Genomic DNA, 22,558 nt, shown 5'->3' on the forward strand with positions numbered 1-22,558 from the left:
CTACTCATTACCAAGCCACACCCTCTTCACCGTATTTACCTTATCAAAATCCTTATCCTCACTTACTATTACGTTCATTCCATTATTCAACATAACCGCCACATGAATAGCGTCGGAGGGCTTCAATATACCAATGTACTTCTTAGATACTTCATACTCCATTAAACCAATGCCAAGAACCTTTACATAAGGTAATACTACGTCATCAAGAAATTTAATGGTATCCTCATACCTAATACCGTACTTCTTCCTCGAAATATAAATAACCTCATCGAGTACTAAAACGTCAGTATATAACCTATTCTTCCTCATAAGAAGATCCCTAAAGAATTTAATTACGTTTTCCTCACCAGCGTTTAGGTATATAAGTACGTTAGAACCCAAAACATAATAAATCTCACCCAAACTCATCCTCTAAGCTTAATCCACTAAGCTCACCAAGTCTCGGCTTAGTATGTACATAGCCCCTAATAGTTTCTAAATATTTCTTAATTTTCTTATCGAATTCTTCAATACTCACGCTAAATATCGGCTTGATTATTATCTCATTATTCTCGGTCTTAATTACCAATTCATCACCGTCCTTGATACCTAGGGTCTCCCTAATGGCCTTCGGTATTGTAACACGACCTCGCCTTACCCTAACCCTATACTCAGTATTGCCCATAGCTATTTTTAATGCTCTTTAACTCAAAGATTTACTTAACTGTTTCTATTAAGTCTTGTCCAAAACTTACTTATAACACCTATATCCCATCCTTAGCTTTAATGCGCCAATCATTGAAGTAGTTTCTCAACTTATACCGATCCTGGCCTAGTACTCTCAGCAATTCATAATTTCACTAAACTGGTAATATGTCCACGGGCGTTACCTTATACCTCGGCGTCTTCACGTAGGGGGGGTCAAACTCTGTGCAAACCACGTAGTTTATCCTCGAATCATGCATGTATGCGAAGACCACGCCCCCTAGGTACATCATTGCTTATCAACGCCTTGAAAACACCCTCACCGCAGTTGGATACTAGCTTTACTAATTGGCCGTTGTGTATACCCAGCGCCTTTGCGTCTTCAGGGTTTATGGCAATGCTTGTCTCGAATTTGCCACTAATTCTCCTAATCTCATTATCCGTGTTGTACCTAAGCACACTCCTACCAGTAACCAGTATGAACTTCTTACCGCCAGTGTTTACCGGCTTATACTCAACGCCGAAGAACCTCGCCTTACCACTCGGCGTTAGGAACCTCTCGGAGTATAGGTGCGGCGTATTCTCCGGTATTCTTGAATCCTTCGTTGGGTCCATGACGTCCTCAAGCGACACGCTCCTCATTATAGGCACTACCTGGCGCATTTCATTGAATACGGCCTTTGGATCGTTGCTAAATCCCTTAAGGCCAAAGGCATTGGCTAACTCGAATATTATTTCATAGTCAGGTTTAGCCTCGCCAGGCGGGTCCCTAACCTTATGTCTCCACTTGACCAGTCTGTCTAGGCTTAGTACGGAGCCTTCTCTCTCGATCCAAAGCGCCGCCGGTAGGACGTAGTGGGCGAACTCCGCGGTCTCGCTCATGGCTATGTCCTGAACCACCAATAGGTCTAGGTTGCTTAGGAACTCCTCAACTCTACGCCTATTGGGTAGCGAGGAGACTATGTTAAAGCCCATTAGGTACATGCCCCTAATACCGCTATTCTCATTATACACTGCATCTATTAATGATAGGCCCGGCTTGGTTGGTGGTATGAAACCCCACACCTCGGAAAGCTTCTTGGCATTCTCCTCATTAATAGGTAAGCCGCCTGGAAATGCATCGGGTTTAAGGAAGTCGCCGGAACCCTGCACGTTCGTCTGGCCCCTATAGACAATGACGCCGCCGCCCTCAATACCCATGTTACCCGTCAATAAGGCGAGGGCTATGTAGGACTTAATGCCGTCAACTCCCGATGACTCTGACATACCAAGGCCCCACGTGAATAATACGGGCTTTGTAGCTATTGATTGTGCGAACTTGAGTATTAAGTCCTTAGGTATGCCCGTGATTTTCTCGGCATCGTTAATTGAGTACTTACTAACGACTCTGGCGTATTCCTCGAAGTTCTCGGTCCTATTAATTATGAAGTCTCTGTCAATGAGTTCGTTATTAATTAAGTAATTAGCCACAGCGTTAAATAGGTAAACCTCCGTGGAGGGTATTGGCCTGAGGTGTAGGTCCGCCATCTTTGCGGTTGCCGTTGTCCTAGGGTCTATGACCACTATCTTAGTACCATTCCTCTTAGCCTCGATTAAGTATTGGGAAAGCACTGGGTGGCTATCCGTTATTGACTCGCCGGTTATCACAACGACTTTTGCTTGGGTATTTCATTAACTGAGTTTGCACTACCACCGTAGCCGAGCATGTCCTTGAGCGCCTTAGCCGATGGATCATGCAAAGCCTCGCGCATGAATCCACGTTGTTAGTACCAAGCGCCCTAGCCAACTTCTGGAATAAGTAAACCTCCTCAAGCGTGTTTCTACAGCCACCATAAAACGCCAGGGCTTCTGGACCGTACTTCTCCCTAATCTCCTTCATCTTATGAACTATTTCACTAATGGCCTCGTTCCACGATATCCTAACAAACTCACCATTAACCCTCTTCATTGGGTATAACAACCTATCAGTTATGTCAAGGAGCTTTATCGATGAAGCACCCTTACCGCATAGATGCCCATGAGAAACCGGGTGACCTTTAAAACCCTCAAATCCAATTATTTTTCCAGCATCATCGATAGTCACCTCAATGCCACATCCAACACCGCAGTATGGGCATATCGTAATCACAGACCTAGACATACTGGTCAAGCATTTCGTTCATAAGATATTTAAAATGTCTATATTTGCATTCATTAAGTTATATTTGCTCAGAAAAGTATATAAATGCTGTTAAAATCGTAAACACCGTGGCAAGTGTACTACCACCAGTTGCCGTGGGGGGGTTCTTCGGCTTAGGCATTGGTTACTTAATATATGGTGGAATGGGCTTATTTTTCCCGACAAAAACTGATGAGCTCACGAATAAGTCTCTTGCGGTATGGGGGGGCCTCTGGATGCCGGGTTTTATGCAGTTTCTAACAGGGATATACATATTGGTAACCATTTCAATCTATAGGGAGTTACCATCAGTATTCTACATGGCTGGGGGGGTTGCCTTCACGGCCTATGGAGTCCACTGGTTTGCCCTTGGTTGGAAGAGGTATATTGGCTCAAGTAACCTCCCGGATGCCTTCATGGCGTTGGGATTTCTCGTGCTAAGCGTACTTGGCGCCTTTGTGTTTGGTTACGTGCATGATTACCCAGTAATGATACTATTTATAATACTGGTCCTAGTCTACGCCACTGAGGCGCCTGCAAGGTTCCTTAATTCGCCAACGTTAAGTAGATTGGTTTCATTATGGCAATTCATAGGTGGTTGGTGGTTGATGTACCTGACGATTGCTGCTGTGGTTGACTTAGCCCTGGGTCTGTCATTACCTGTATGAGAGATTAAATCGCAATTCCAAAAGGTTAAAATTCCGAGGTTCGTACTTTAATTGTTTAGTTAACGCTTATAATACAGGGGTGCGCACGATACCTGTGCTAAGCGAGTTAATGAGTAAGTGGGGTATTAAGGAATTTGACCTGGTGCGTATTCACCTTAGGGATGGGACGGTGTTAGACGGCGTGGTATTGCCTAGGCCTGGCGTTGGTGATCCTAATGTATTGATTTTGAAGCTTGATAATGGGTATAACGTGGGCATTCACGCCAGCAATATCGAGAAGGTGGAGGTTAGGGGGGGCCATGTTGAGTCGAAGAGCGCGGTATCCATACCCATTGGCCAGTTCGTTAAGGCTGAATCAACGGGCCTTCCCAGGGTTAGGCTCGTGGCCACTGGCGGCACAATAATGTCCAAGGTGGATTACAGGACCGGCGCCGTGTATCCGAGCTTTAGCCTTGAGGACCTATACGCAATGTACCCTGAGGTTAAGGGCATAGCGGATATCGAGCTCCTAAACCTAATGGCCATATTTAGCGAGGACATGACACCGAGGAGGTGGGCTGAAATTGCCGAGGCCGCCTACAGGGCGTTCCTCGACGGCGTCTCCGGAGTCGTAGTGCTTCACGGCACGGACACCATGCACTACACAGCCGCCGCCTTATCCTTCGCGATCAGGAATCCCCCCCAGGCCCAGTAGTCCTTGTTGGCTCACAGAGGAGTAGTGATAGGCCGTCTAGTGACGCCTTCGAGAATATGTTGGCTGCAGTGCTCGTCAGCGCCAGGGCACCATTTGCAGGCTCCTACGTGGTGATGCATGCATCAACCAACGACGGGTTAATAGCGGTTCATAGAGGGACTAGGGTTAGGAAGATGCACACATCTAGGAGGGATACGTTCATAAGCATTAATGATAGGCCCATAGCCTACGTAGACATTAATAAGCTCGAAATAATACTGAACGCGAACAACTACATCTCCAGGTCTAGGGTGGAGGATGCCGTATTGATGAATAGGTTTGACGAGAAGACGGCCCTAATCAAGTTCTACCCGGGTATGGACCCAGAGATACTGCACTTCTTAATTGATAGGGGGGGTTATCACGGCATTGTGATTGAGGGCACGGGGGGGTTCGGACACGTTAGGGAGGAGTTGCTCGACCCAATAAAGAGGGCTATCGATGGTGGCATACCTGTGGTGATCACGAGTCAGACGATATTTGGTAGGGTTAACCTCAATGTTTATAGGAGGGGGGGCGTGGAGTTGCTTAAGCTTGGTGTTATACCCGCGGAGGATATGATGCCGGAGGTCGCTTTCGTGAAGCTCTCCTGGGTGTTGGGGGGGCAAACCAGGGATATGAGTGAGGTAAGGAGGTTGATGCTAACGCCAATAGCTGGTGAACTAAACCCAAGGAGTGACGTGGGCACGTACATACTAGGTCCCGAGTTGCCCAGGAAGTGATCCTACAATGAGTATTTCGGCAGATGACCAATGATTGGGATCACCCTCGCTGACCTTAATCAATCCTAACGTCAAGTTGACCCACTGGAGCTATTGCCCAATCCCTTGTAAGCACTAGTTTGTAAGCCAATGCCCTAACCCCATGATTAATGGCGTACTTAAGGGATTCCGTGAACCTAGGATCAAGCGCTGTATTGGGCATGAAGGAGGTGGCCCTCGACCTAAGTACTAGGAATAGTACGTAAGCCTCATAACCAAGCTCCACAGCCCTCGCCAACTCAAGCATATGCCTGGCACCGCGTGTGTTGGGGCGTCGGGGAATTTCGCGATTCCTCCCTCCTCAAGGGTTACACCCTTAACCTCAACAAAGGCATAATCACCACTTGGCGATTTAAGTAGTAGGTCGAACCTGCCATTGCCGAAGCCGGGTTCCTTCCTAACAACCTCATAACCATTCAATACATATCCACTACTAATTAACCAAGCAGCAATGTCGTTATGCATTGCCGAATTAACCAGGACTAACTCGTCACCAAGATCAACAGCTACTAGGTAAAACCTGGTCTTACCCGTGGACTTCGAATACGCGAAGAATCTAGTGCCCGGCCTCAATAGCTCTGTTAATCTGCCAGGGTCATGTATATGGATCAACTCCTCCCTACCCCCCCCAATGACACCTACACCAACAAACCTATTCAACCTCCTCACAAAGACCCCCCCCTCAACATCAGGTCTCCTAATTATGAAGTCTCCCATGATACGCTGGGCCTAGATTAATTAAAATTAAAAAAGTATAAGTATTCAAGTAATCAACCATAAGCTTCCCATGGGTAAGGTTAGGTTTGTTGACCTGGAGATCAACTTCGCCGATAGGGAACTGGCAATGAGAGTTATTGAGGATTGGGCAGAGAGGGGTACGTTTCCTGTTCAGGTTGTTTATGGCCCTGAGGGTTGCGGTAAGACAGCATGGCTTAGGGAGTCCATTGAGTTGTTTAGAGGGAGGGGGGGTTTTGATGTAATATACGTAAACCCTATTGACGGTTTCATTAGGGCTGAGCTGGGGGGGATTGCTGACTTACGTAGTAGAATCCTTAGCATAGCCAAGGATGCCTTAACCCAGGAGGCTTGGGGGGGTAGGGTTGTGTGGGTGATTATCAACATTGCCAGGGAGGCCATAGAGGCTAGGGTCTCTAGACTAGCCATCATTGTTGATGATGCATTTCAAGTGATAGGCGTTGATAAGGCTGCCTTATATGTTAAGGGTCTCCTAGGCATACTGGAACATCCACCAGCCGAGTACGAAAGGGTGGTGACTGTGGTAGCCACTAGCGAGGGTATGAGTCTACGTGAGGTTGGTCGTCATAATTGGGCTGAGTTTAAACCCATGTGGAATATGAGTAAGGAAGGCTTTAGGCAACTATATGATCAAATACCAGGCAGTAAACCAAGCCTTGAAGAGACCTGGAGGTTAACCGGTGGTAATCCAAGGATGCTTGAGATACTTTATAAAGCGCGTTGGAACGTTGATAGGGTTGTTGAGCAGTTAATCCTAGAGAAGGCCATAACTAAGGAATTCACAACGCGGTGGAGGAGGGATTTAGAGGCTACTTTAAACGACCCAGATCACCTATGGATAGAGGGGGGGCCTGGGGGGGAGTTGGCTAATGAACTGGTGGAGAGGAACCTCATAGTCTATGGGATACCAAGCAGGAGTCCAGATCTCTGGATAGACCAGCCACCACCAGAGAGGGATAGTGAACTCGGCATAGGCAGGTACGTAGCATGGCAAACACCACTACATAGGGAAGCCGTGAAGAGGGTACTGAGGGCTACTTAACGTGGCTTAGCTTAATTAACCATTAACCCAATTAAGAGTGTGAGTAGCTAAGCAACTAGTATAGGATGGTTAAATGCTTGAAAGAGTCAGGCATCAGGCCGTTTCAACACCCAAGCCTTAATGAAGGTCACCAGGCCCTGGATTAATGCAGTGAGACATCAGGAAACGAGGATTCCATAAAGGGGGTTAACAGATTGGTTCCTAGGATTCAAACCTATACCTACTCCCCCCCTCAATCCTAGACCTTAACCTATTAACCATTAACCTAGTATCGTCACCAACATTAACCCTATTTATCGTCTCCTCCGCCTTATTTAAATGATCGACGGCCTTTAAGTAATACCTCCTATCGCCCTTAGTCACGGCATTGTGTAAATGCATATGGCCAAGCATGGCGTGGAGTCTCACGTAGTCCTCGGAATCCTTCCTAACGGTGGATAACGCGGATTCAAACGTTTCAATATCCTCATCGCTGATGGGTTCAGGGTTATCCATATTCAGCGATAATGTACGGATACTTGCAACCCTCCTACCATAGGTTCTAACCCTCCTCCTATACATTGTCTCAGTGGCGCCGCCTACCAGTATTGGGGGGGTTGCTATGGATAGGTAATTGGCTAGGGTGGAGTTATGTATGATATAGTACAATACCGTGAATACTGCTATGGTGACGATTACCGTGGGTAGGCCAACAACGGCAAGCCATAGGAGGGTTCTTCGGGTAGCTCCCTCCATGGGTATACCATGTTAGGTACCTCTTTATGTTTTTAATATTTTTACTTATGGAATCTGCAGACTAAATAAAACGGTATTACTAAAGATGTGCCTATTAATGTGTATTTTGTTGTTCAATTTCACGATAAACAAAGATTGATGAAGTGCTAAGCTTAACGCATCAATTAAATGCTGAATTCACTATTCACGTGGCCTATCCACTGATTTAACGTACTTCCTTAGGAAGAATAACGCGACCAGCACTGGTGGTATCAACACGATAAATGTGCTCCTAATACCTATTAAGTCTGCTATGTAACCGGTTATTGTGGGTGTTACTATGCCTATGAGCATCATGAATGAGAAGAATAGGCTATTGGCGGCATTCCTATGCTGTGGTTTAAAGGCCCTCGATATTGATACAACAGATAGTGGATACGTGGTACCATGTGGTATACCCAGTATTAATAGGGCTGCTGCATAGATTAGTGGATTATTCGTAAGTACGATTAGCAATATGCCGGCCACGGTCATGGTAACGGCACTGGCCATGTACGGCCACAGCCTCTCTGCAGGCCTAATTGATAGGTATAGCCTGCCCAGGAAGGATGTTACGAAGAACAGCGAGAAGAGGACCTCGACCATTGAGTAGTTAATTCCGAAGGAGTCCCTGGCGTAGATGCCGCCGAATGCCATTAGGAAGGAGAAGACAACGTTGTAGGTGGCTATATTTAGGACCGCCGCTATGAATCCTGGGTTTGATACTACCGTAGACGTACTTACTGCGGCACTATCCTCAGCACTCTCTTCGGGGAATTTAACGAACGGCGCTATCGCAAGAGCCAGTATTGGAAATACCGTGAAGAATAGGAAGGACTCCCTGAGCCCGTAGTACTTCAGTATTAACGACTCAATGGCTGGACCCAGTATTAGGCTAATGCTCAGGGACAACGTGTATATGTTTAGTAATCTCTCCCTGGCCCTCCTGTCCGGCAGTAGGCTTGCCGAGGTTATTACATTAGGCATTAAAAAGCCTAAGACGAAACCCGCCGCGGCAGAGAGTACCCATATGGTGAGTGGTGATGATAACCAAAATAGTGGAAATACAATGGCGTAAAGGACCGATGACGCTATGAAGACAATCCTCCTACGACACACCCTCAACCTTGAATTCAACAGGCCACTACTCAGGAAGGTCATTAACGATGTTAAAGCAGACAATACGCCAACCAGCGTATTGCTGAAGTGAAAGTTATACCTGGCGATCAGTGGTATTGTCGTCATTAGCATGTTGTTTGATGCCCTAATGGCTATGGTCAATGGCACTATTATTGAGATCGCCTGTATAAGGCCCAGGTACTGCCCCCCCCTCGTCATTTCCCGCCACCATACCTTTTAACGACTTCTACGAACCCCCCCCTATAATCACCCGGGCTATAAATACCATACTCCACCCTAGTCAATATGTTTTTAATAAACTCCCTCGGTAGCTTAATCGGTAGCTTATTAGCCACATAATCAACGGCATCTTCCAAGTTTTTCCTGGCTATTTCAATTCCGGCCCTATAAACATCGATGAAGTACTGCGGATCACCATTAACCTGAGCACCACAGCGCCTGGCGCGCCAACTAAATCCTCCATAAATTCGCCTTTATACTCGAGAACCCCAAGGTTTAGAACAGCGCTTTGCGCATAGCCTGTGTTAAGGAGGTTAAGAACTGACGGCCAATCATCCGCATAAACGAGTTCAGCCCTTAGACCAGCCCTGTCTAACAACGCCCTAATAAGCACATCAGCCGCACTACCACGTCTCCAAACAGCTACCCTAGGACCCCTCAATTCAGGGTAGACAAACATTAATCGCCTAACCGTCACAACATCAATCCTTAAACCACTCCTTACCAATGACGTGAGCGAGTCAGCTATCGCATACGCACTTGGCTCCTCATTACCCTTGCCAAAGACTAGGTCGAGATCCCTATACTCCCTGGTAGCTAATATTAATGGGTAGGAGACCGGGCCTGGTGCTGCTATGATCTTCATATCGATATCGGAGAAGATACCTAGTCTATAAAACCTACCCGCAGGTTCCAGTTCCATTAAACGGCGTATTTTCCCTAGGCAACGTGGTGAACAGGAGCGTTATTACTAATGTTAATACCAGTAATATTGTGCCCATTATTAGGTAATCCCTGGGCCTATAATTCCCTGGGTTGTAAACGAGGAGGTTTGCTGGGTGGCTAAAGGGCGTTAGGAATGTGGTTGTTGATGCCATAGCAACCACAGTCACCGCAAGCAGGGGGGGATTCGGGTATGTGAGGGCTATCGGCGTCATTATCGTTGCGGCACTCACGTTATTCACGAAGTTCGCGATGATCGCAGTTATTAGGAATAAAACAATAAGTGACTTAGGGAGTACACTGGCTATTACTGTTGATAATCCACTACTGCTCATTGCATAACCCAGGGATAGGAACGATGCTATGAATACTAGGACTGACCAATCAATGTATTGGTAAATCCTCCTATAATTAACAGCGCCACTTAACATAAGTATTATGACCCCCCCAGTGAGAAACGCCAATGCAATGTTTACACCTAGTAATGATGCGAGCGTCACCCCCCCACCAACACGGCAATAGACGCGGCACCCTTCCTAACATCAAAGAGCTTGGCACCTCTGGTCCTAAGAGGCACTAAGCCATAATCACTCATGAACCTGGCAATACTCTCCTCACTGCCCATTAGGAGCAGTGCATCACCAGGTCTGAGCACTGCATGCGAAATTCTACCGTATATCCTCCTATCCCCCCCTGCGGAGATTCCCACGATCTTAACGCCGTACTTATTCAACACGTCTAGATCAGATATCGTATAGTTAATGAGGTTGATGAACTCGTTATTAGCGCCTCAATGATGTCCTTACCCTCAATCTGCGTGGATTGAGGTACCAGGCTAGCCCCTTTATCGATGAGATTATTGGTAGTTTATCAACGGGAACCTCCATTATCAACGTAACTCCACCATGAATCCTACCTGACCTGGATAGCCTTCTCGGTAATATGGACCTTATCTTAATACCATACTCCCTCTCAACCTCACGCCTAGTCTTACCAATTAATTCACAATCCTCACCAACCTGAGCCTCCACAACGTATTCACCAATCTTCAAATCATCAACGCTAGTAATTACACTCTCCCTATTCGGTAGTAATAAGTATATCAGTAGTAATGCTGGTATACTTGCAAAAATTATTGCCAGGCCTATATTTAAGAATTGAAAAATAGGTAAATACCTACCAAACCTCTCATACCAAAGCTGGTCAATTATCAAATTCGTACTGGTACCAAATATTGTGTACCTACCACCGAGAATGGCCGCATAGGAGAGGGGGGAGTAGGTACTTAGATAATTTCTTGCTGTGGCTTCTCGATACTGCGTACATGAATGGTATGAAAATTGAAACTAACGCCACATCGCTCATGAAACCCGATAATAACGAGACTATCAACATAATAATGAGCAGGAGCACGTACTCATTCCTAAACACCCTATCCAACTCCTCAGCCATTTTGTCGAGAAAACCCGACTCCTCAAGAACCTTACTAATCACCATGACACTACCGAGCACCACAACCGTGGTGGAGCCGATGAATGCCAGGGCCTTCTCGGGACTTATGAGACCGCCAACGATTAGTAAGACCATGACTATGAGACCGACTACGTCATACCTAACGATACGTATTAATAATAGTATTATTGCTAATGTGAGTACGGTCAGTACATAGTATTCCATGAATGAGAGACCAATCATAAGTTTGAGGAGTAAGTAGGGCAGGGAATTATTTAAGGAGTTAGTTCATTAAATTCCATGGGTTAGGTAGTCAATTCTACCACCATCAGCCACTATTGTCTGTCCAGTGATGTACCTAGCCCTATCACTGGCTAGGAAGAGCACCACATTGGCTATGTCCTCAGGCACGCCAGTAGTACTCAGCATCGTCCTAGACCTAACCAGGGCCTTCGTCTTCTCAACCTCCTCCGGCGTCCTATTGGCCGTGGTCATGTCCGTCTCAACCCACCCGGCGCAACCGCGTTGACCCTAATACCGTACCTCCCAAGCTCAAATGCCATGCGCTTCGTGAGTATTATCACGGCAGCCTTCGTTATTGCGTAGTACGTCGTACCCTCGAAGGCCGTGCCTATGCCCGCGTTCGATGCTATGTTTATTATAACACCCCCCCTCGTCCTCTTTAACTGCGGCAGGAATTCAAGGGCCATGTATATGATGCCCTTGACGTTGATGCTCATCATCCTATCAAACAACTCCTCATTATACGACTCAAACGGCATTAGATACATAACGCCAGCGTTATTAATGAGTATATTAACGTCACCAAGCTTATTACTAACGATTTCCGCAGCCCTCCTAACCTCATTCCTATTAGCCACATCACACTTAATCGCCAATATCCCCCATTCTCTCGAGTTCCCTGGCCTTATCATCACTCCTGGCGTAGGTTACGGCAACCCTAGCGCCCTCCTTAGGAATGCCTCGGCAATAGCCCTACCTATACCTCGGGTACCACCCGTGACCACGACTACCTTATTACTGAATTCGCCCATATGAGCATAAGCATTGCCCGAGTGCTTATAAGGATTAAATCAGCCATTAATAATAAAATGGAGTTCCTAACACCGCTTAACTCGGTTAATGTTGGAGGTAGACTATTAAGTAACGCTAAGGTCTCAATAAGTGATAAGTACGTATTCATAATAGGCATTGGGCCGGATGGCAGTTATGAGGAGAGGTTACTGGAGATCAATAGCGATGAAGCTAGGCAAATAATTAGTAATAATAGGGATTACTTTAGCGAGCTTCTCGATAGACTTGACGAACTCATCATTAATATTGGGCGTGAGGTCAACTTAAACATTAATGTGAAGAGCGTCGAGGCCGGGGACCCAATTCAATACCTAATGAAGAGGCTCAATAACCATGATGAGTACCTCAGACTCGTTGGTGATGGTTGGAGGAGGGTTCTCGACTCCGTGAGGCTTGGTAAGGTGAGCATCAGCCTTTCGGGTGGTGATAGGATTTACGTAACACACAGTGGTAATAACGTAACACTTAACCTAGTGGCAGAGCCATAGAGGGTGGTATTATTGAGGTCATAACCTATACCGAGGGTAAGGTAACGGGGATCGTCAGGGTTAGGGTTGGTGAAGACGTGGTTGTTAAGGTCGACATTAGATCCCCCATCATCCCTAATAATACTGTCCCAGGCAAGGGATGTTGATAGGCTGGGTAATCCATTCATTAGCCTAATGCCTAGGGTTAGGGATCACGTTGTTAAGTATGCTAATGAAATACTAAGCGTGATGAGGAGGTATGGGGGGGCGATTCAGTGATTCCCCCGTAAAGTAATGCTTAAAGCCCCATTTTAATGTACATAATCGTGACGAGCGAGCAAGCGGAGATCCTGGGCCTTAGGAGGAGCACCGAGATTAAGGTAAGTACGTAGACCTAGTGGTTTATGCGGCCAAGAGCGATAGAAGGATCTTCCTCAGCGGTGTTGTTAAATGCCCGTTCACCGGCAAGGAGTTTAAGCTGTATGTTACGCCTCACACCGACCAGGTTAGGCTAGGTTTTATCCAGCATTTCAGTGGCTTTAATGAGCATATAGTCAGGACTAAGGAGTATGGGCAGTGGCTCGTTGTTAGGGTTGAGCCGTACTCAAGGAATTCATTCCATAGGAGGAGATACTTCATATGTGTGAAATGCGGTTATAAATCCACGAGACTCATTGATACACTACTTCACTTAATTACCGTTCACGGCTTCTTAACGAAGTACCCATAACAACACTTAATAACCAAGCAATAAATGCCCAAGCTAATGAGCATTCTTTCTGGCAGGGTTCAGGAGTTGATTGATAGGTACACTAAGATTTACATGGAGAGGACGGGAAGGTCCAGGGAGTTATTCGAAAGAGCCAGGAAGGTACTTCCTGGAGGAACCACATACCAAATAAGGTACTTCACGCCGTATCCAACATACGTAACGAGAGCCAGCGGCGTCAAGGTTTGGGATATTGATGGTAATGAGTACGTGGATTACTGGATGGGCCATGGCACCCACATACTCGGTCACTCACCGGACTTCGTGGTCAAGGCCGTTAACGAGACCGCCTACGGAGGCACACATTTGGGATACCCAAACACCCTGGAGGTTGAGTACGCGGAGTTATTGACTAAGGTTATACCCAATGTCGAGATGGTTAGGTTCTCGAACAGTGGCACTGAGGCCAACATGTACGCCGTTAGACTCGCAAGGGCGTACACGGGGCGTAGGTACGTGGTTAAGATGGAGGGTGGCTGGCACGGTGGCTATGACGGCTTACATGTTGGTGTTAACCCACCGTTTGAGGGCCCCCCGAGAGTCTCGGGCTTCCTCCCGAGCACATTAAGTACACGCTCGTGGTCCCATTCAATGACCTAGACGCACTTGAGAAGGCCTTGAGGAGCTTTGACGTGGCTGCGGTGATCATGGAGCCCGTGCTCGGCTCAGGCGGTTGCATAGAGCCCCCCCAGCCCGGCTATTTAAAGGGTGTTAGGGAACTCGTGGATAAGTATGGGGCCCTACTAATATTTGACGAGGTTATCACAGGCTTCAGGCTAGCGCTCGGTGGTGGTCAGGAGCTCTTTAATGTCAGGGCCGACATAGTGACGCTGGGGGGGAAGATAGTCGGTGGTGGTTATCCAGGGGGGGCCGGCGCCATTGCCTCGAGGTCAGAAATAATGGAACTGCTTAACCAGGTCAAGAAACCAAGCGCTAGGGCTAGGAGCTTCCACGGAGGTACATTCACGGGCAATAGGATAACACTCACCGCAGGCTACGCACTGATAGACTACTTGAGTCGGCACAAGTCGCTCTATGAGGGATTCAACAACCTCTGGAATTGGGTGCGTGGGGGGGAAATGGATAAGGCTTGTGAAGAGTACGGCAGGATCTGCTGGGTGACGGGCGTCGGTAGCATGCTCGGCATTCACTTCACGAGGAATAGGCCGATAAATGCCAGGATGGCGTACATTGATAGGATTGATGATGGCCTATACAGCTACTGCACCTATACATGAGGACTAGGGGGCATTCTATACATGACTGAGCACACGGCTCACCTATTGCCTTCAATGATACACACTGGAGACCACGCAAGGGCATTGATGGAGGAATTTAAGAATTTATTAAGTGAGGTGATACGTAAATGATACCCAACTTAGTATTATCAATAGGCCATACCGCAGTAAAGCCTAGTTATTACTGCCATTGCATGAACCAGAGGCATTACTATTCACGCAATTAATAGCCTTGGCAAGTCGAGCCCTGGTAGCACCCAGGTATAACTGTGCCTTGGCCATGGCCCAATCAAGCGATTTTCCTATCATAATACCTGCCTTAATTAATAAAACACGGGTAATGCGTAGCGCCCTCGTTAACAAGACCCTTGATTTATTAATAATGTTATTAATGGTATTATTAATCATGGGTTTAACATTGTTAGTATTCCCATTAAACCCAATGCCATTCATTGGCTTTGAACCAACCATTAATGGGGGGGTTGGTTGCCTACCCAGGTATAAAGCCTTTAGTTCATTTTCGGCCTCCTCAAACCTCTCAAGCCCAATTAGTACGGCTAGCTTGGCCAGCCTATATCTCTCATTACCTGGGTCCAACTCCAGCGCCCTCTCAATCTCGGGCAGAGCCTCCTCAAAGCGGCCCAGCTTTAGAAGGGCGATACCACGTGAGTAATGCCTCCTCGCCTCATTAAGTCCCTGCCCATTACTCTGAGCTGTACCGTAGGTTTCTTTCTGTTCCACGTTTATTATTCAATTCCGGAACTTATAAATCTTTGCCATGGTAATTAGCCAAATAAAGAAATTGAGAAACCAATTTGAAACCGGTGAAATATGAAATTCACGACCAGTACCTGGCCAATTCATCAGCCGTAATTACCGGGAAGAACCTCCTCATGTTGGCCAACGACCTCTCATGAGCCTCCCTGTCATATGATGAAACAGCGTCTGAGATTATTACGGGTATGAAACCCAGGGCGTAGGCATGCCTAGCACTGGTCTCCACACCTATGTCCGTGGCAATACCCGTGAAAACAACCGTATACCTCCCCGAATTCCTGAGTAGTAATTCCACGTTTGTCCCGACAAAGAGGGACCAAGTATTCTTGTTAATGACCACGTCATTGGGCTGCGGCTGAACTATCAACTCCATCTCCTCAGGCCTGAAGCCACCCCCTCCACTGCATTATCTTAGCCGTAACAGGCTCAAAGCCCCTTGGGAAAGGCGTTATCTTCGTGAAGATTATTGCACATTAACCCGCCTAGCCGCATTAATTGCCGTGTCCAAGGCCCTCTGGAACTCATCCCTATTAAATATGCCGTTGAATAATGCCCTGTGCACATCCCAAACCACCAGTACGGAATTACCTGGTTTTAGAACTTCCTTAAGTACGTCAGGGCTAACCATACGGCACTACGCATCAATCAACAGGATTTAAACATTGCTCTCAAGGCATCATACATAGTAAGTTTAATTTACCTAAGTCCCCAACACTAATGGGACACTAGGCGCATGAGCTTGATTGAGTGCATCGTTGTTAATGCATTAAGGAGACTTGGCAAGGTAAACCTTGATAGATTGGCTAAGATAGTCTTTCTAATCGATAAACTAGGTGAGTACGAAGCATTCAACTGGGACTACATTGACCTAGTCTTAACGAGCACGGAGTTCATAAACACCATAGAAAAATTAACAAGAGACGGGGTTGTAAAACTCATAGGCAACTTCATAATCCCCCTAAGCAATGATTACGACCCAGGATGCGGCTGGCTTGAAAACACCGTTAATTCAACCATCAATTACGTAGTGAACAGGTACGGGGGGGATTAACCGATAATGAACTGGACGACGTAATTGAATCAATAATGGAGGGTGTGTATTAATGACACTCATACTGGGTATTGAATCCACGGCCCACACCTTCGGTGTTGGGATAGCCAGCGAGGACGGGATACTCGTAAATATTAATGACACATACACACCACCGCAGGGCGTGGGAATACACCCGAGAGTTGCTGCTGACCACCACGTGGCGGTGGGGCCAAGACTACTCAGCGAAGCCCTAAGGAGACTCGGCATTGGCATTAGGGACGTCGATGCCGTGGCCTTCTCCATGGGCCCAGGACTAGGCCCAGCCCTTAGGGTCGGCGCCACCCTGGCGAGGGCAATAGCCATTAAGTTCGGCAAACCACTGGTTCCTGTGCACCACGGCATCGCGCATGTCGAGGTCGCCAGGTGGTCCGTAAGGTTTAGGGACCCGCTTGTCCTACTCGTGTCTGGAGGACACACTATGGTCATAGCCCACTCAGGGAGGACCTACGGGGGGGTCTTCGGCGAGACGATAGACATGGCCATAGGCAATGCCCTAGACTACTTCGCCAGAAGCATCGGGCTACCAAACCCCGGCGTGCCGCACCTAGAGGAGTGCGCGGAGAAGGGCAGCAGGTACATACCACTGCCGTACACTGTGAAGGGGGGGCAGGACGTATCCTTCTCTGGGTTAGTCGAGGAGGCCCTAAGGCTCGTTAGGAAGGGCGTTGCGCTACCCGACGTGTGCCTAAGCCTAGTTGAGACCGCGTACTCAATGCTGGGCGAAGTAGTCGAGAGGGGGGGGCTCGCACTAACGGGCAAGAAGGAACTACTACTGGCCGGCGGCGTGGCAAGGAGTAGGAGGCTTAGGTCCGTAATGGAGTGGATAGCCAATGAATTCAACGCCAAACTAGGCATAGTACCACCAGAGTACGCAGGGGGGGATAATGGAGGAATGATAGCACTAACGGGGCTGCTGGCCTACAAAGGCGGAATCACCATAGACCCAACCGAAGCAGTGACAAAACAAAGATGGAGACTAGACGAGGTAGAAACACCCTGGTTCGGAAACGAACCCTGGTTCAACAAACAACCACAGAACACCAGTAGCGAGAGAATAAATGAGGAGAAAATAAAGGAATCGAATTTTTAACGAGACCTATTTAAGGCATTAAACTCATTATGAGGTTGCCGTTACTGTGAATGGGTATGTCTGTCCGCTGACCGTGGTTATGTAGCCGCTGTACTGAGTGCCAACGATTGCTGTTTGATTACCACTACAGGAGAGAGCTGATACCTGCTTTCCATTGTAATACGCTACAAGTAATTGTATTGATGATGTTCCTGATGATGATGTTGATGTTGATGATGATCCTGATGATGGTGATAATGGTCCTGTTCCTGTCATGAAGTAATACGTACCACTAGAACCCTGAGTTATCCCTAGTACTATTGTTAGGTTTCCTCCCTGCGTTCCAGCTGCTATCTGTACCGGTGTATTAAATACGCATGTTAGGCTTCCCAGCGTGAGACCATTAATGGCAATGCCGGTGCTTGAGGGATTACTCACAATGAATACTAAAGTAGGTACTCCAGTGGTGTTGATGCCAGATAGGCCCAGCGCCTGTACTTGTAGTGTTGCTGTTTTGCTTGCTGAGCCTGCTAGGCCGAAGACCCACACGGCGACTGCAACTGCCAGTGCTATTGCCACGGCTATGAGTATTATTGTGGCCACTACGTTGGATATACCCTTTCTATTCATTTTTGTTGCCATACGCTTTGTTGGTCTTTCAACTACTTAATAAATACTCACAGGCGTGGTTTTTGGTACTTTCTATTTGGGGGAAATCTCTTTCTATTGCAGTAGAAACATGGATTGCCTAGGTTATGTGTTTAGTTGCTGTGTGTTTACTCCTTCTTTCTATCGTTCATTGCGTGGCTAGTTTCTGCTTCTCAATATTTTGTTCCCTTAGCTAGTATTTAAGGGCATTAGTTAGTGATTGGTTCATGCCTATGATTGTGTTGTTGATGTTGTATATGCCCATTGATGCGGCTATGTTGCCGGCCACGGCTATGAACTTCATGACAATGAACACGGTCATAAACCACCTAAACCTTGGGTACCTGAACGTTGCTAGGTATATTATCGCCATGAGTGCCTCGTAGGCTGTGAAGGCCATTGCCGCTGCCAGGTAATTGTTTATGTGTAGGGCGGTTGCGTAGTAGTTGAGCTCCTGGAGCCCAAGCAATGAGAAGTCCAGGTAACTCGTTGTTAAGTCGAGTAGGTTCGCCAGCGTCGCTGTGAGTAACAGGTCTGCCTTGTTAATCATTATTGCATTCTCTTTCTACATATGAAGTATAAAAATTTTGTTGAGAATTTATGATAATTTTTGTTGACTTTATTTTGTATAATTATTGAGAAGAGATAGAAATGACGAAATTGAATAAAGAAACCTCGGTAAACCCAATGATAAGACGCCCAATATTTAAATCCCTGGTCATCACGACCCCCCCCAACTAAATATGAGGACAATGGGCTTTGACAGACATGGGGGACCCCCCCAGCGTGCTTAAGGCCATGGAGTTACCAGACCCTGGCCGGGCCCTGGTGAGATTGTTGTTAGGGTCTTGGCGACCTCGTTGAATAGGATTGGCACAATAGTGCGTAGGGGGGGCTACCCAGGAATACCGGTTAGGTTGCCCCCCCATGTGCCTGGTGCAGACATAATTGGCTACATAGAGTCCGCCGGACCTGGCACGGACCTCAGTGATTACGGGGGGGTTGGTGACCTAGTCCTAGTCAGTAATGTGTGGGGGGTTGTGGATCCTGCAGGTTTTGTAGGGCTGGTATGGAGGATCACTGCCCCTCGTGGACCATGCCCGGCTTTCACGTTTGGGGGGGTGGGTACGGCGAGTTGGTTAGAGTTCCCGCTAGGGCCTTGTTAAGGCACCTAGGGAGTTGAGCATTAATGAGTTGGCCGTATTACCGCTGGCCTACGGCGTTTCCTGGAAGGCCCTTAAGGTCGCCAATGTTGGACCGGGAGATTGGGTCTGGTGCTCGGCAGGTCTGGCGGCATTGGCACTGCATTAACCATATTAGCTAAGGCATTGGGTGCCAGGGTGATTGCCGTCACCACGAGACCCAGTCTTTTGAAGTCTTTGGGAACCGACGTAGTCATTGGTTATGATAAGGAGGAGTTGATGAGGGTTATTAATGAGAATACTGATGGTGGTGTTGATGCTGCCATAGACAGTATTGGCGACACTTTGCCAATGGCGTTGGATGCCGTTAGGCGGGAGGCACGGTAGTCACGTTTGGAGTCCTTGGGAGGTCATCCACGGTGCAGATCGACATTAGGAGGTTTTACCTTAGGCATACACGGTTGATAGGCATTCATAATGCGTCTAAGTCATACCTTAAGGAGGTCATTAACTTCATGGTTAGTAGGGGGGGCGTTAAGCCATTCATAAGTAAGGTGGCTAGTATTAAGGATGCTCCAGCTCTTCATGAGTTGATGGAGAGTAGGGGTGTGGTTGGTAAGGTGGTGATGCTTCATGAGTGGGACTAGGGCTAAGGCAGTGGCTTACGTAATCCTACCCCTGGTACTGTGGCCGCTGTCCTTTGACGTGTTTAGTAGGTACTTTGTCTATGGCATGGCACTATCAACGTTACTGCTCGGTTTATTATCGCTGGCTTGGTTTAGGGGTAGGCTTCGGTGGTTTAGGGTTAACACCGCAGTAGTGATTGTACTTGGTCTCCTCATGTCCGGGATTCTCTACGTGATCTTTGTTGGTGGTTACGCGTTGCTTAAATACATGGGGGGGCTTGCGGGTTATGTTGTCCTCGTTTATGAAATGGTTAGGGGGGGCATGGCTAATGCGTATGTTATATCCATTGCCCTGGTAATCATTGGGTTCATGGAGGAGGTTTACTGGAGGGGGGGTGGTCTTCAGGAATTGGCGAGGGGGGGATTAGGCGGCATTTTTAGTAATGAGCCTGGATAGCGTCGATGATTTACTACACGCTCGTCCACATATCCACGTTGAATCCAGCCCTAATTGCCGGGGGCCTTTGCCATTGGGCTTATTGATGGTGTGCTCGCGGATAAGGCAGGCCTTACGGCCTCAATAATAGCCCACGTAATGTGGCTAGAGTTAATGATGGTGTTCCTCCCACTGGTTTCGTAGCAATACGTGGGTTCACGTCATGGTTATTTTACTTAATATAGAAAATAATGTTTTTAAATTATTAAGAATTAAATTGAATATTAATGAATAAGGGTGACATCCTCGGTCTCATTAGGGCGTGGAGTCTATTAATGACTTTAGCGGTTTCCCTAGTCGGCATTGGTTATGCCTATTACCTTGGGCTTTACTACGGCTTAAGGATTATATATTCAGTAATGGCTGTGGCGGGCGCCTTACTCCTTCATGCCAGTGTTAACGTGCTTAATGACTACTACGACTTTATACACGGTGTTGACAGCCCCCCCAACTCACCCACGGCGGTTTATAGACGCCAACCACTGGTCATGGGTACGGTAAGCCCATCATTCGTTAAGAACCTGGGGGGGTTCTCACTAATAATTGCGGGGGGGGCTACGATTGGCATATATCTAACGGTAATGGAGGGCTACCTAATACTGGCGCTTGGGTTACTTGGCGTGTTCCTGCTATACGCCTACACGGGACCACCATTCACGCTTAAGTATAGGGGGGGCTTGGCGAGTTATCGGTTGCATTAACCTGGGGGGGCCCATTGCTGGTTAGCGGCTTCTTTACGGCTGCATCTGGTGGTTCATTAATACCAAGCGTGCTCTTAATATCATTACCGCCATTCTTCATAATGTTCTCGATAATATACACAAACAACTACAGGGATAGGGAGTACGACGCCAAGGCCGGAATTAGGACTTTAGCCATGTTAACGGCTAAGTACGGCTACCAAATATACATAGGCTCATTGATTACGGCCTACATAATCAACACGGCATTGGTAATCACGGGCATACTGCCATACACCGCGCTGGCCACGTTACCCACGGCAGCCCTAGTACCAAGACTAGCAAGGGCCTTCAGGGATAACGCGCATGACATAGACGCAAGGACAGGCCTCCTATACACAATATACTGCCTAATATACGGCGCAGCCCTAATGATACCAACGTGAGCAGCGAACCAACAATAAAAACTTAATATATGCCCTTAAATAATTAATAACCTGGGCCCGTAGCTCAGCCAGGTAGAGCGGCGGCCTCCGGAGCCGTAGGTCGTGGGTTCAAATCCCACCGGGCCCGCCAAATAGCGTTCAATTCCTCGCTTGTTTCTATTCTGCCATTTATATCGCCGTTGGTGCTCCTTTATATTAAGTTTTAATATCCCTTTCAGTACTGGGTTGTATTGTGGTTGATTGTGATTTGTTGGATTTAGACTTGATTGGTGGTGAGGATAGGTTGAGGATTATCCAGTATGTTACTCAGGTGAAGGGGTGTGAAGCCTAAGGATCTGGGTTTCACGCCTGAGTACATGTACATGGTTAGGCATGGTAAGATTAAGGTCAGTGATGCATTGCTCTGCGCAGCCCTTAGGTACGTAACCCCCTGAGGAACTTACGCAGTTGCTTAGGGGGGGTTGGGTCCCCGAGAGGAGGGCTACATTGGCTGACGTGATTAGGGTCTTCGTAACTGCTAAGGCTTATCCAATGTTTAGGGAGCAGGTCTTGGCTTTATGTTCCCGTTACCTGGGTGAATACGTTCAGAGCCTTGGCAGGACTTGGCATGTCACGAATGAGGATATCGAGACTTATGTCAAGGCTATGAGGCTTAGGGGGGGTGTTAGGGATAGGACATTGCGTGACAGGCTTCACTACATTCAGAGGGCCTTGAGTGATTTGGATTGGGTTCTTAGCCCGGAGGCATTAGGGATTACTTGGCTGAGGTGCTTAGTGAGGATGGGCCTAACGTGGCTAGGCACATATCGGCTAGCCTCAAGTCCTTCATTAAGAATGTACTCCAGCCTAAAGACCCAGGCCTATTCGCAATACTCTACAACTCCTTCAAGACCATTAAGTCAAGGAGCAACAATAAGGCT

At 47.4% G+C, this 22,558-nt stretch carries 30 protein-coding genes, 1 tRNA gene and 5 pseudogenes; 16 read left to right on the plus strand and 20 right to left on the minus strand.

Features of this window, described 5'->3' with window-relative positions; all coding sequences use genetic code 11:
* The 4 genes and pseudogenes from JCM11216_RS10045 to JCM11216_RS10055 all read right to left on the minus strand — a co-directional run.
* The gene (locus tag JCM11216_RS10045; protein WP_054854119.1) at positions 1-411 is read right to left on the minus strand and encodes a type II toxin-antitoxin system VapC family toxin; all 411 of its coding nucleotides are present in this window, start codon (positions 409-411) and stop codon (positions 1-3) included.
* Positions 398-667 (minus strand): AbrB/MazE/SpoVT family DNA-binding domain-containing protein, encoded by a 270-nt coding sequence (locus JCM11216_RS10050; protein WP_054854120.1) that lies wholly within the window; start codon positions 665-667, stop codon positions 398-400. Before JCM11216_RS10050 ends, JCM11216_RS10045 begins: the two co-directional genes overlap by 14 nt.
* A 272-nt stretch (positions 668-939) precedes the next feature.
* The gene (locus JCM11216_RS18875) at positions 940-1,302 is read right to left on the minus strand and encodes a molybdopterin dinucleotide binding domain-containing protein (RefSeq protein ID WP_243676007.1); all 363 of its coding nucleotides are present in this window, start codon (positions 1,300-1,302) and stop codon (positions 940-942) included.
* Positions 1,303-1,461: 159 nt separating this feature from the next.
* A pseudogene (locus JCM11216_RS10055) lies at positions 1,462-2,827 on the minus strand (molybdopterin-dependent oxidoreductase); the annotation flags it as partial.
* Positions 2,828-2,934: 107 nt separating this feature from the next.
* Between JCM11216_RS10055 and JCM11216_RS10060 the strand changes: the two are divergent.
* Both JCM11216_RS10060 and gatD read left to right on the plus strand, forming a co-directional pair.
* The gene (locus JCM11216_RS10060) at positions 2,935-3,513 is read left to right on the plus strand and encodes a hypothetical protein (RefSeq protein ID WP_054854121.1); all 579 of its coding nucleotides are present in this window, start codon (positions 2,935-2,937) and stop codon (positions 3,511-3,513) included.
* 109 nt (positions 3,514-3,622) lie between these two features.
* Positions 3,623-4,968, plus strand: a pseudogene (gene gatD / locus JCM11216_RS10065) (Glu-tRNA(Gln) amidotransferase subunit GatD).
* A gap of 55 nt (positions 4,969-5,023) precedes the next feature.
* Here the strand turns inward: gatD and sfsA are convergent.
* Positions 5,024-5,724, minus strand: a pseudogene (sfsA, locus tag JCM11216_RS10070) (DNA/RNA nuclease SfsA).
* Positions 5,725-5,794: 70 nt separating this feature from the next.
* On the opposite strand from sfsA, the gene JCM11216_RS10075 reads away from it, so the two are divergent.
* Positions 5,795-6,805: an ATP-binding protein gene (locus tag JCM11216_RS10075; protein WP_054854122.1), complete on the plus strand. Its 1,011-nt coding sequence runs from the start codon at positions 5,795-5,797 to the stop codon at positions 6,803-6,805.
* Positions 6,806-7,006: 201 nt separating this feature from the next.
* Here the strand turns inward: JCM11216_RS10075 and JCM11216_RS10080 are convergent, their stop codons facing one another.
* From JCM11216_RS10080 to JCM11216_RS18890, 10 genes are all read right to left on the minus strand, one after another.
* Entirely contained in the window at positions 7,007-7,540 is a 534-nt protein-coding gene (locus JCM11216_RS10080) for a hypothetical protein (RefSeq protein WP_054854123.1), read from the minus strand.
* 180 nt (positions 7,541-7,720) lie between these two features.
* Entirely contained in the window at positions 7,721-8,896 is a 1,176-nt protein-coding gene (locus JCM11216_RS10085; protein ID WP_054854124.1) for an MFS transporter, read from the minus strand.
* The gene (locus JCM11216_RS18880) at positions 8,893-9,075 is read right to left on the minus strand and encodes a DUF3834 domain-containing protein (protein WP_243676008.1); all 183 of its coding nucleotides are present in this window, start codon (positions 9,073-9,075) and stop codon (positions 8,893-8,895) included. The genes JCM11216_RS10085 and JCM11216_RS18880 overlap by 4 nt, the downstream gene beginning before the upstream one ends.
* The gene (locus JCM11216_RS10090) at positions 9,066-9,620 is read right to left on the minus strand and encodes a DUF3834 domain-containing protein (RefSeq protein ID WP_243675994.1); all 555 of its coding nucleotides are present in this window, start codon (positions 9,618-9,620) and stop codon (positions 9,066-9,068) included. The genes JCM11216_RS18880 and JCM11216_RS10090 overlap by 10 nt, the downstream gene beginning before the upstream one ends.
* On the minus strand, positions 9,598-10,140 hold the full coding sequence (locus tag JCM11216_RS10095; RefSeq protein WP_054854125.1) for an SLC13 family permease: 543 nt from the start codon (positions 10,138-10,140) through the stop codon (positions 9,598-9,600). Before JCM11216_RS10095 ends, JCM11216_RS10090 begins: the two co-directional genes overlap by 23 nt.
* Positions 10,137-10,376, minus strand: a complete 240-nt coding sequence (locus JCM11216_RS10100) for a hypothetical protein (RefSeq protein ID WP_054854126.1) — start codon at positions 10,374-10,376, stop codon at positions 10,137-10,139. Before JCM11216_RS10100 ends, JCM11216_RS10095 begins: the two co-directional genes overlap by 4 nt.
* A gap of 46 nt (positions 10,377-10,422) precedes the next feature.
* Positions 10,423-10,854 carry a hypothetical protein gene (locus JCM11216_RS10105; RefSeq protein ID WP_054854127.1) on the minus strand — a complete coding sequence of 144 codons (432 nt, stop codon included), beginning with the start codon at positions 10,852-10,854 and terminating at the stop codon, positions 10,423-10,425.
* Positions 10,855-10,882: 28 nt separating this feature from the next.
* Entirely contained in the window at positions 10,883-11,335 is a 453-nt protein-coding gene (locus tag JCM11216_RS10110; RefSeq protein ID WP_054854128.1) for an SLC13 family permease, read from the minus strand.
* A 48-nt stretch (positions 11,336-11,383) separates the two neighbouring features.
* Positions 11,384-11,587: an SDR family oxidoreductase gene (locus tag JCM11216_RS18885; protein ID WP_243666012.1), complete on the minus strand. Its 204-nt coding sequence runs from the start codon at positions 11,585-11,587 to the stop codon at positions 11,384-11,386.
* Positions 11,584-12,027: an SDR family NAD(P)-dependent oxidoreductase gene (locus JCM11216_RS18890; protein ID WP_243675995.1), complete on the minus strand. Its 444-nt coding sequence runs from the start codon at positions 12,025-12,027 to the stop codon at positions 11,584-11,586. Before JCM11216_RS18890 ends, JCM11216_RS18885 begins: the two co-directional genes overlap by 4 nt.
* A gap of 120 nt (positions 12,028-12,147) precedes the next feature.
* Here JCM11216_RS18890 and JCM11216_RS18895 point away from each other — a divergent pair, with 120 nt between their 5' ends.
* The 4 genes and pseudogenes from JCM11216_RS18895 (at position 12,148) to JCM11216_RS10130 (ending at position 14,661) form a co-directional block, all read left to right on the plus strand.
* The gene (locus tag JCM11216_RS18895; protein ID WP_243675996.1) at positions 12,148-12,675 is read left to right on the plus strand and encodes a hypothetical protein; all 528 of its coding nucleotides are present in this window, start codon (positions 12,148-12,150) and stop codon (positions 12,673-12,675) included.
* Positions 12,676-12,744: 69 nt separating this feature from the next.
* Positions 12,745-12,933, plus strand: coding sequence for a hypothetical protein (locus JCM11216_RS18900; protein ID WP_243675997.1), 189 nt, complete (start codon positions 12,745-12,747; stop codon positions 12,931-12,933).
* Positions 12,934-13,051: 118 nt separating this feature from the next.
* A complete protein-coding gene (locus tag JCM11216_RS10125; RefSeq protein ID WP_243675998.1) occupies positions 13,052-13,384 on the plus strand; it encodes a hypothetical protein in 333 nt (110 codons plus the stop codon).
* Positions 13,385-13,477: 93 nt separating this feature from the next.
* Positions 13,478-14,661, plus strand: a pseudogene (locus JCM11216_RS10130) (aminotransferase class III-fold pyridoxal phosphate-dependent enzyme).
* Positions 14,662-14,835: 174 nt separating this feature from the next.
* Here the strand turns inward: JCM11216_RS10130 and JCM11216_RS10135 are convergent.
* The 3 genes from JCM11216_RS10135 to JCM11216_RS18910 all read right to left on the minus strand — a co-directional run bounded on the left by JCM11216_RS10135 (position 14,836) and on the right by JCM11216_RS18910 (position 16,066).
* A complete protein-coding gene (locus JCM11216_RS10135) occupies positions 14,836-15,402 on the minus strand; it encodes a tetratricopeptide repeat protein (protein ID WP_054854129.1) in 567 nt (188 codons plus the stop codon).
* A 97-nt stretch (positions 15,403-15,499) separates the two neighbouring features.
* Positions 15,500-15,811, minus strand: a complete 312-nt coding sequence (locus JCM11216_RS18905) for an isochorismatase family cysteine hydrolase (protein WP_243675999.1) — start codon at positions 15,809-15,811, stop codon at positions 15,500-15,502.
* Positions 15,812-15,901: 90 nt separating this feature from the next.
* Positions 15,902-16,066 carry a hypothetical protein gene (locus JCM11216_RS18910; protein WP_243676000.1) on the minus strand — a complete coding sequence of 55 codons (165 nt, stop codon included), beginning with the start codon at positions 16,064-16,066 and terminating at the stop codon, positions 15,902-15,904.
* 105 nt (positions 16,067-16,171) lie between these two features.
* On the opposite strand from JCM11216_RS18910, the gene JCM11216_RS10145 reads away from it, so the two are divergent.
* Both JCM11216_RS10145 and tsaD read left to right on the plus strand, forming a co-directional pair.
* Complete coding sequence (locus tag JCM11216_RS10145) at positions 16,172-16,489, plus strand: hypothetical protein (RefSeq protein WP_243676001.1); 318 nt, start codon at positions 16,172-16,174, stop codon at positions 16,487-16,489.
* Positions 16,490-16,541: 52 nt separating this feature from the next.
* Positions 16,542-17,621, plus strand: coding sequence for a KEOPS complex N(6)-L-threonylcarbamoyladenine synthase Kae1 (gene tsaD / locus JCM11216_RS10150; protein WP_054854130.1), 1,080 nt, complete (start codon positions 16,542-16,544; stop codon positions 17,619-17,621).
* A gap of 27 nt (positions 17,622-17,648) precedes the next feature.
* Here the strand turns inward: tsaD and JCM11216_RS10155 are convergent, their stop codons facing one another.
* Both JCM11216_RS10155 and JCM11216_RS10160 read right to left on the minus strand, forming a co-directional pair.
* A complete protein-coding gene (locus JCM11216_RS10155; protein ID WP_054854131.1) occupies positions 17,649-18,242 on the minus strand; it encodes a hypothetical protein in 594 nt (197 codons plus the stop codon).
* A 199-nt stretch (positions 18,243-18,441) separates the two neighbouring features.
* Positions 18,442-18,798 (minus strand): hypothetical protein, encoded by a 357-nt coding sequence (locus JCM11216_RS10160; protein ID WP_054854132.1) that lies wholly within the window; start codon positions 18,796-18,798, stop codon positions 18,442-18,444.
* Between the two features lie 546 nt (positions 18,799-19,344).
* Between JCM11216_RS10160 and JCM11216_RS18915 the strand changes: the two genes are divergently transcribed.
* The 7 genes and pseudogenes from JCM11216_RS18915 to JCM11216_RS10195 form a co-directional block, all read left to right on the plus strand.
* On the plus strand, positions 19,345-19,431 hold the full coding sequence (locus tag JCM11216_RS18915) for a hypothetical protein (RefSeq protein WP_243676009.1): 87 nt from the start codon (positions 19,345-19,347) through the stop codon (positions 19,429-19,431).
* 91 nt (positions 19,432-19,522) lie between these two features.
* Positions 19,523-19,777 carry a zinc-binding dehydrogenase gene (locus JCM11216_RS10170; RefSeq protein WP_054854134.1) on the plus strand — a complete coding sequence of 85 codons (255 nt, stop codon included), beginning with the start codon at positions 19,523-19,525 and terminating at the stop codon, positions 19,775-19,777.
* 32 nt (positions 19,778-19,809) lie between these two features.
* Entirely contained in the window at positions 19,810-20,037 is a 228-nt protein-coding gene (locus JCM11216_RS10175; protein ID WP_054854135.1) for a hypothetical protein, read from the plus strand.
* On the plus strand, positions 20,024-20,473 hold the full coding sequence (locus tag JCM11216_RS10180; RefSeq protein ID WP_243676002.1) for a hypothetical protein: 450 nt from the start codon (positions 20,024-20,026) through the stop codon (positions 20,471-20,473). Before JCM11216_RS10175 ends, JCM11216_RS10180 begins: the two co-directional genes overlap by 14 nt.
* 398 nt (positions 20,474-20,871) lie before the next feature.
* Positions 20,872-21,638 (plus strand): annotated as a pseudogene (locus JCM11216_RS10185) (prenyltransferase).
* 53 nt (positions 21,639-21,691) lie between these two features.
* Positions 21,692-21,768, plus strand: a tRNA-Arg gene (locus tag JCM11216_RS10190).
* Positions 21,769-22,085: 317 nt separating this feature from the next.
* A partial coding sequence (locus JCM11216_RS10195; RefSeq protein ID WP_243676003.1) for a hypothetical protein occupies positions 22,086-22,558 on the plus strand: 473 nt, incomplete at its 3' end.

Origin of the sequence: Vulcanisaeta distributa JCM 11216 (assembly GCF_001315985.1) — an archaeon.
Lineage (GTDB): Archaea > Thermoproteota > Thermoprotei > Thermoproteales > Thermocladiaceae > Vulcanisaeta > Vulcanisaeta distributa_E.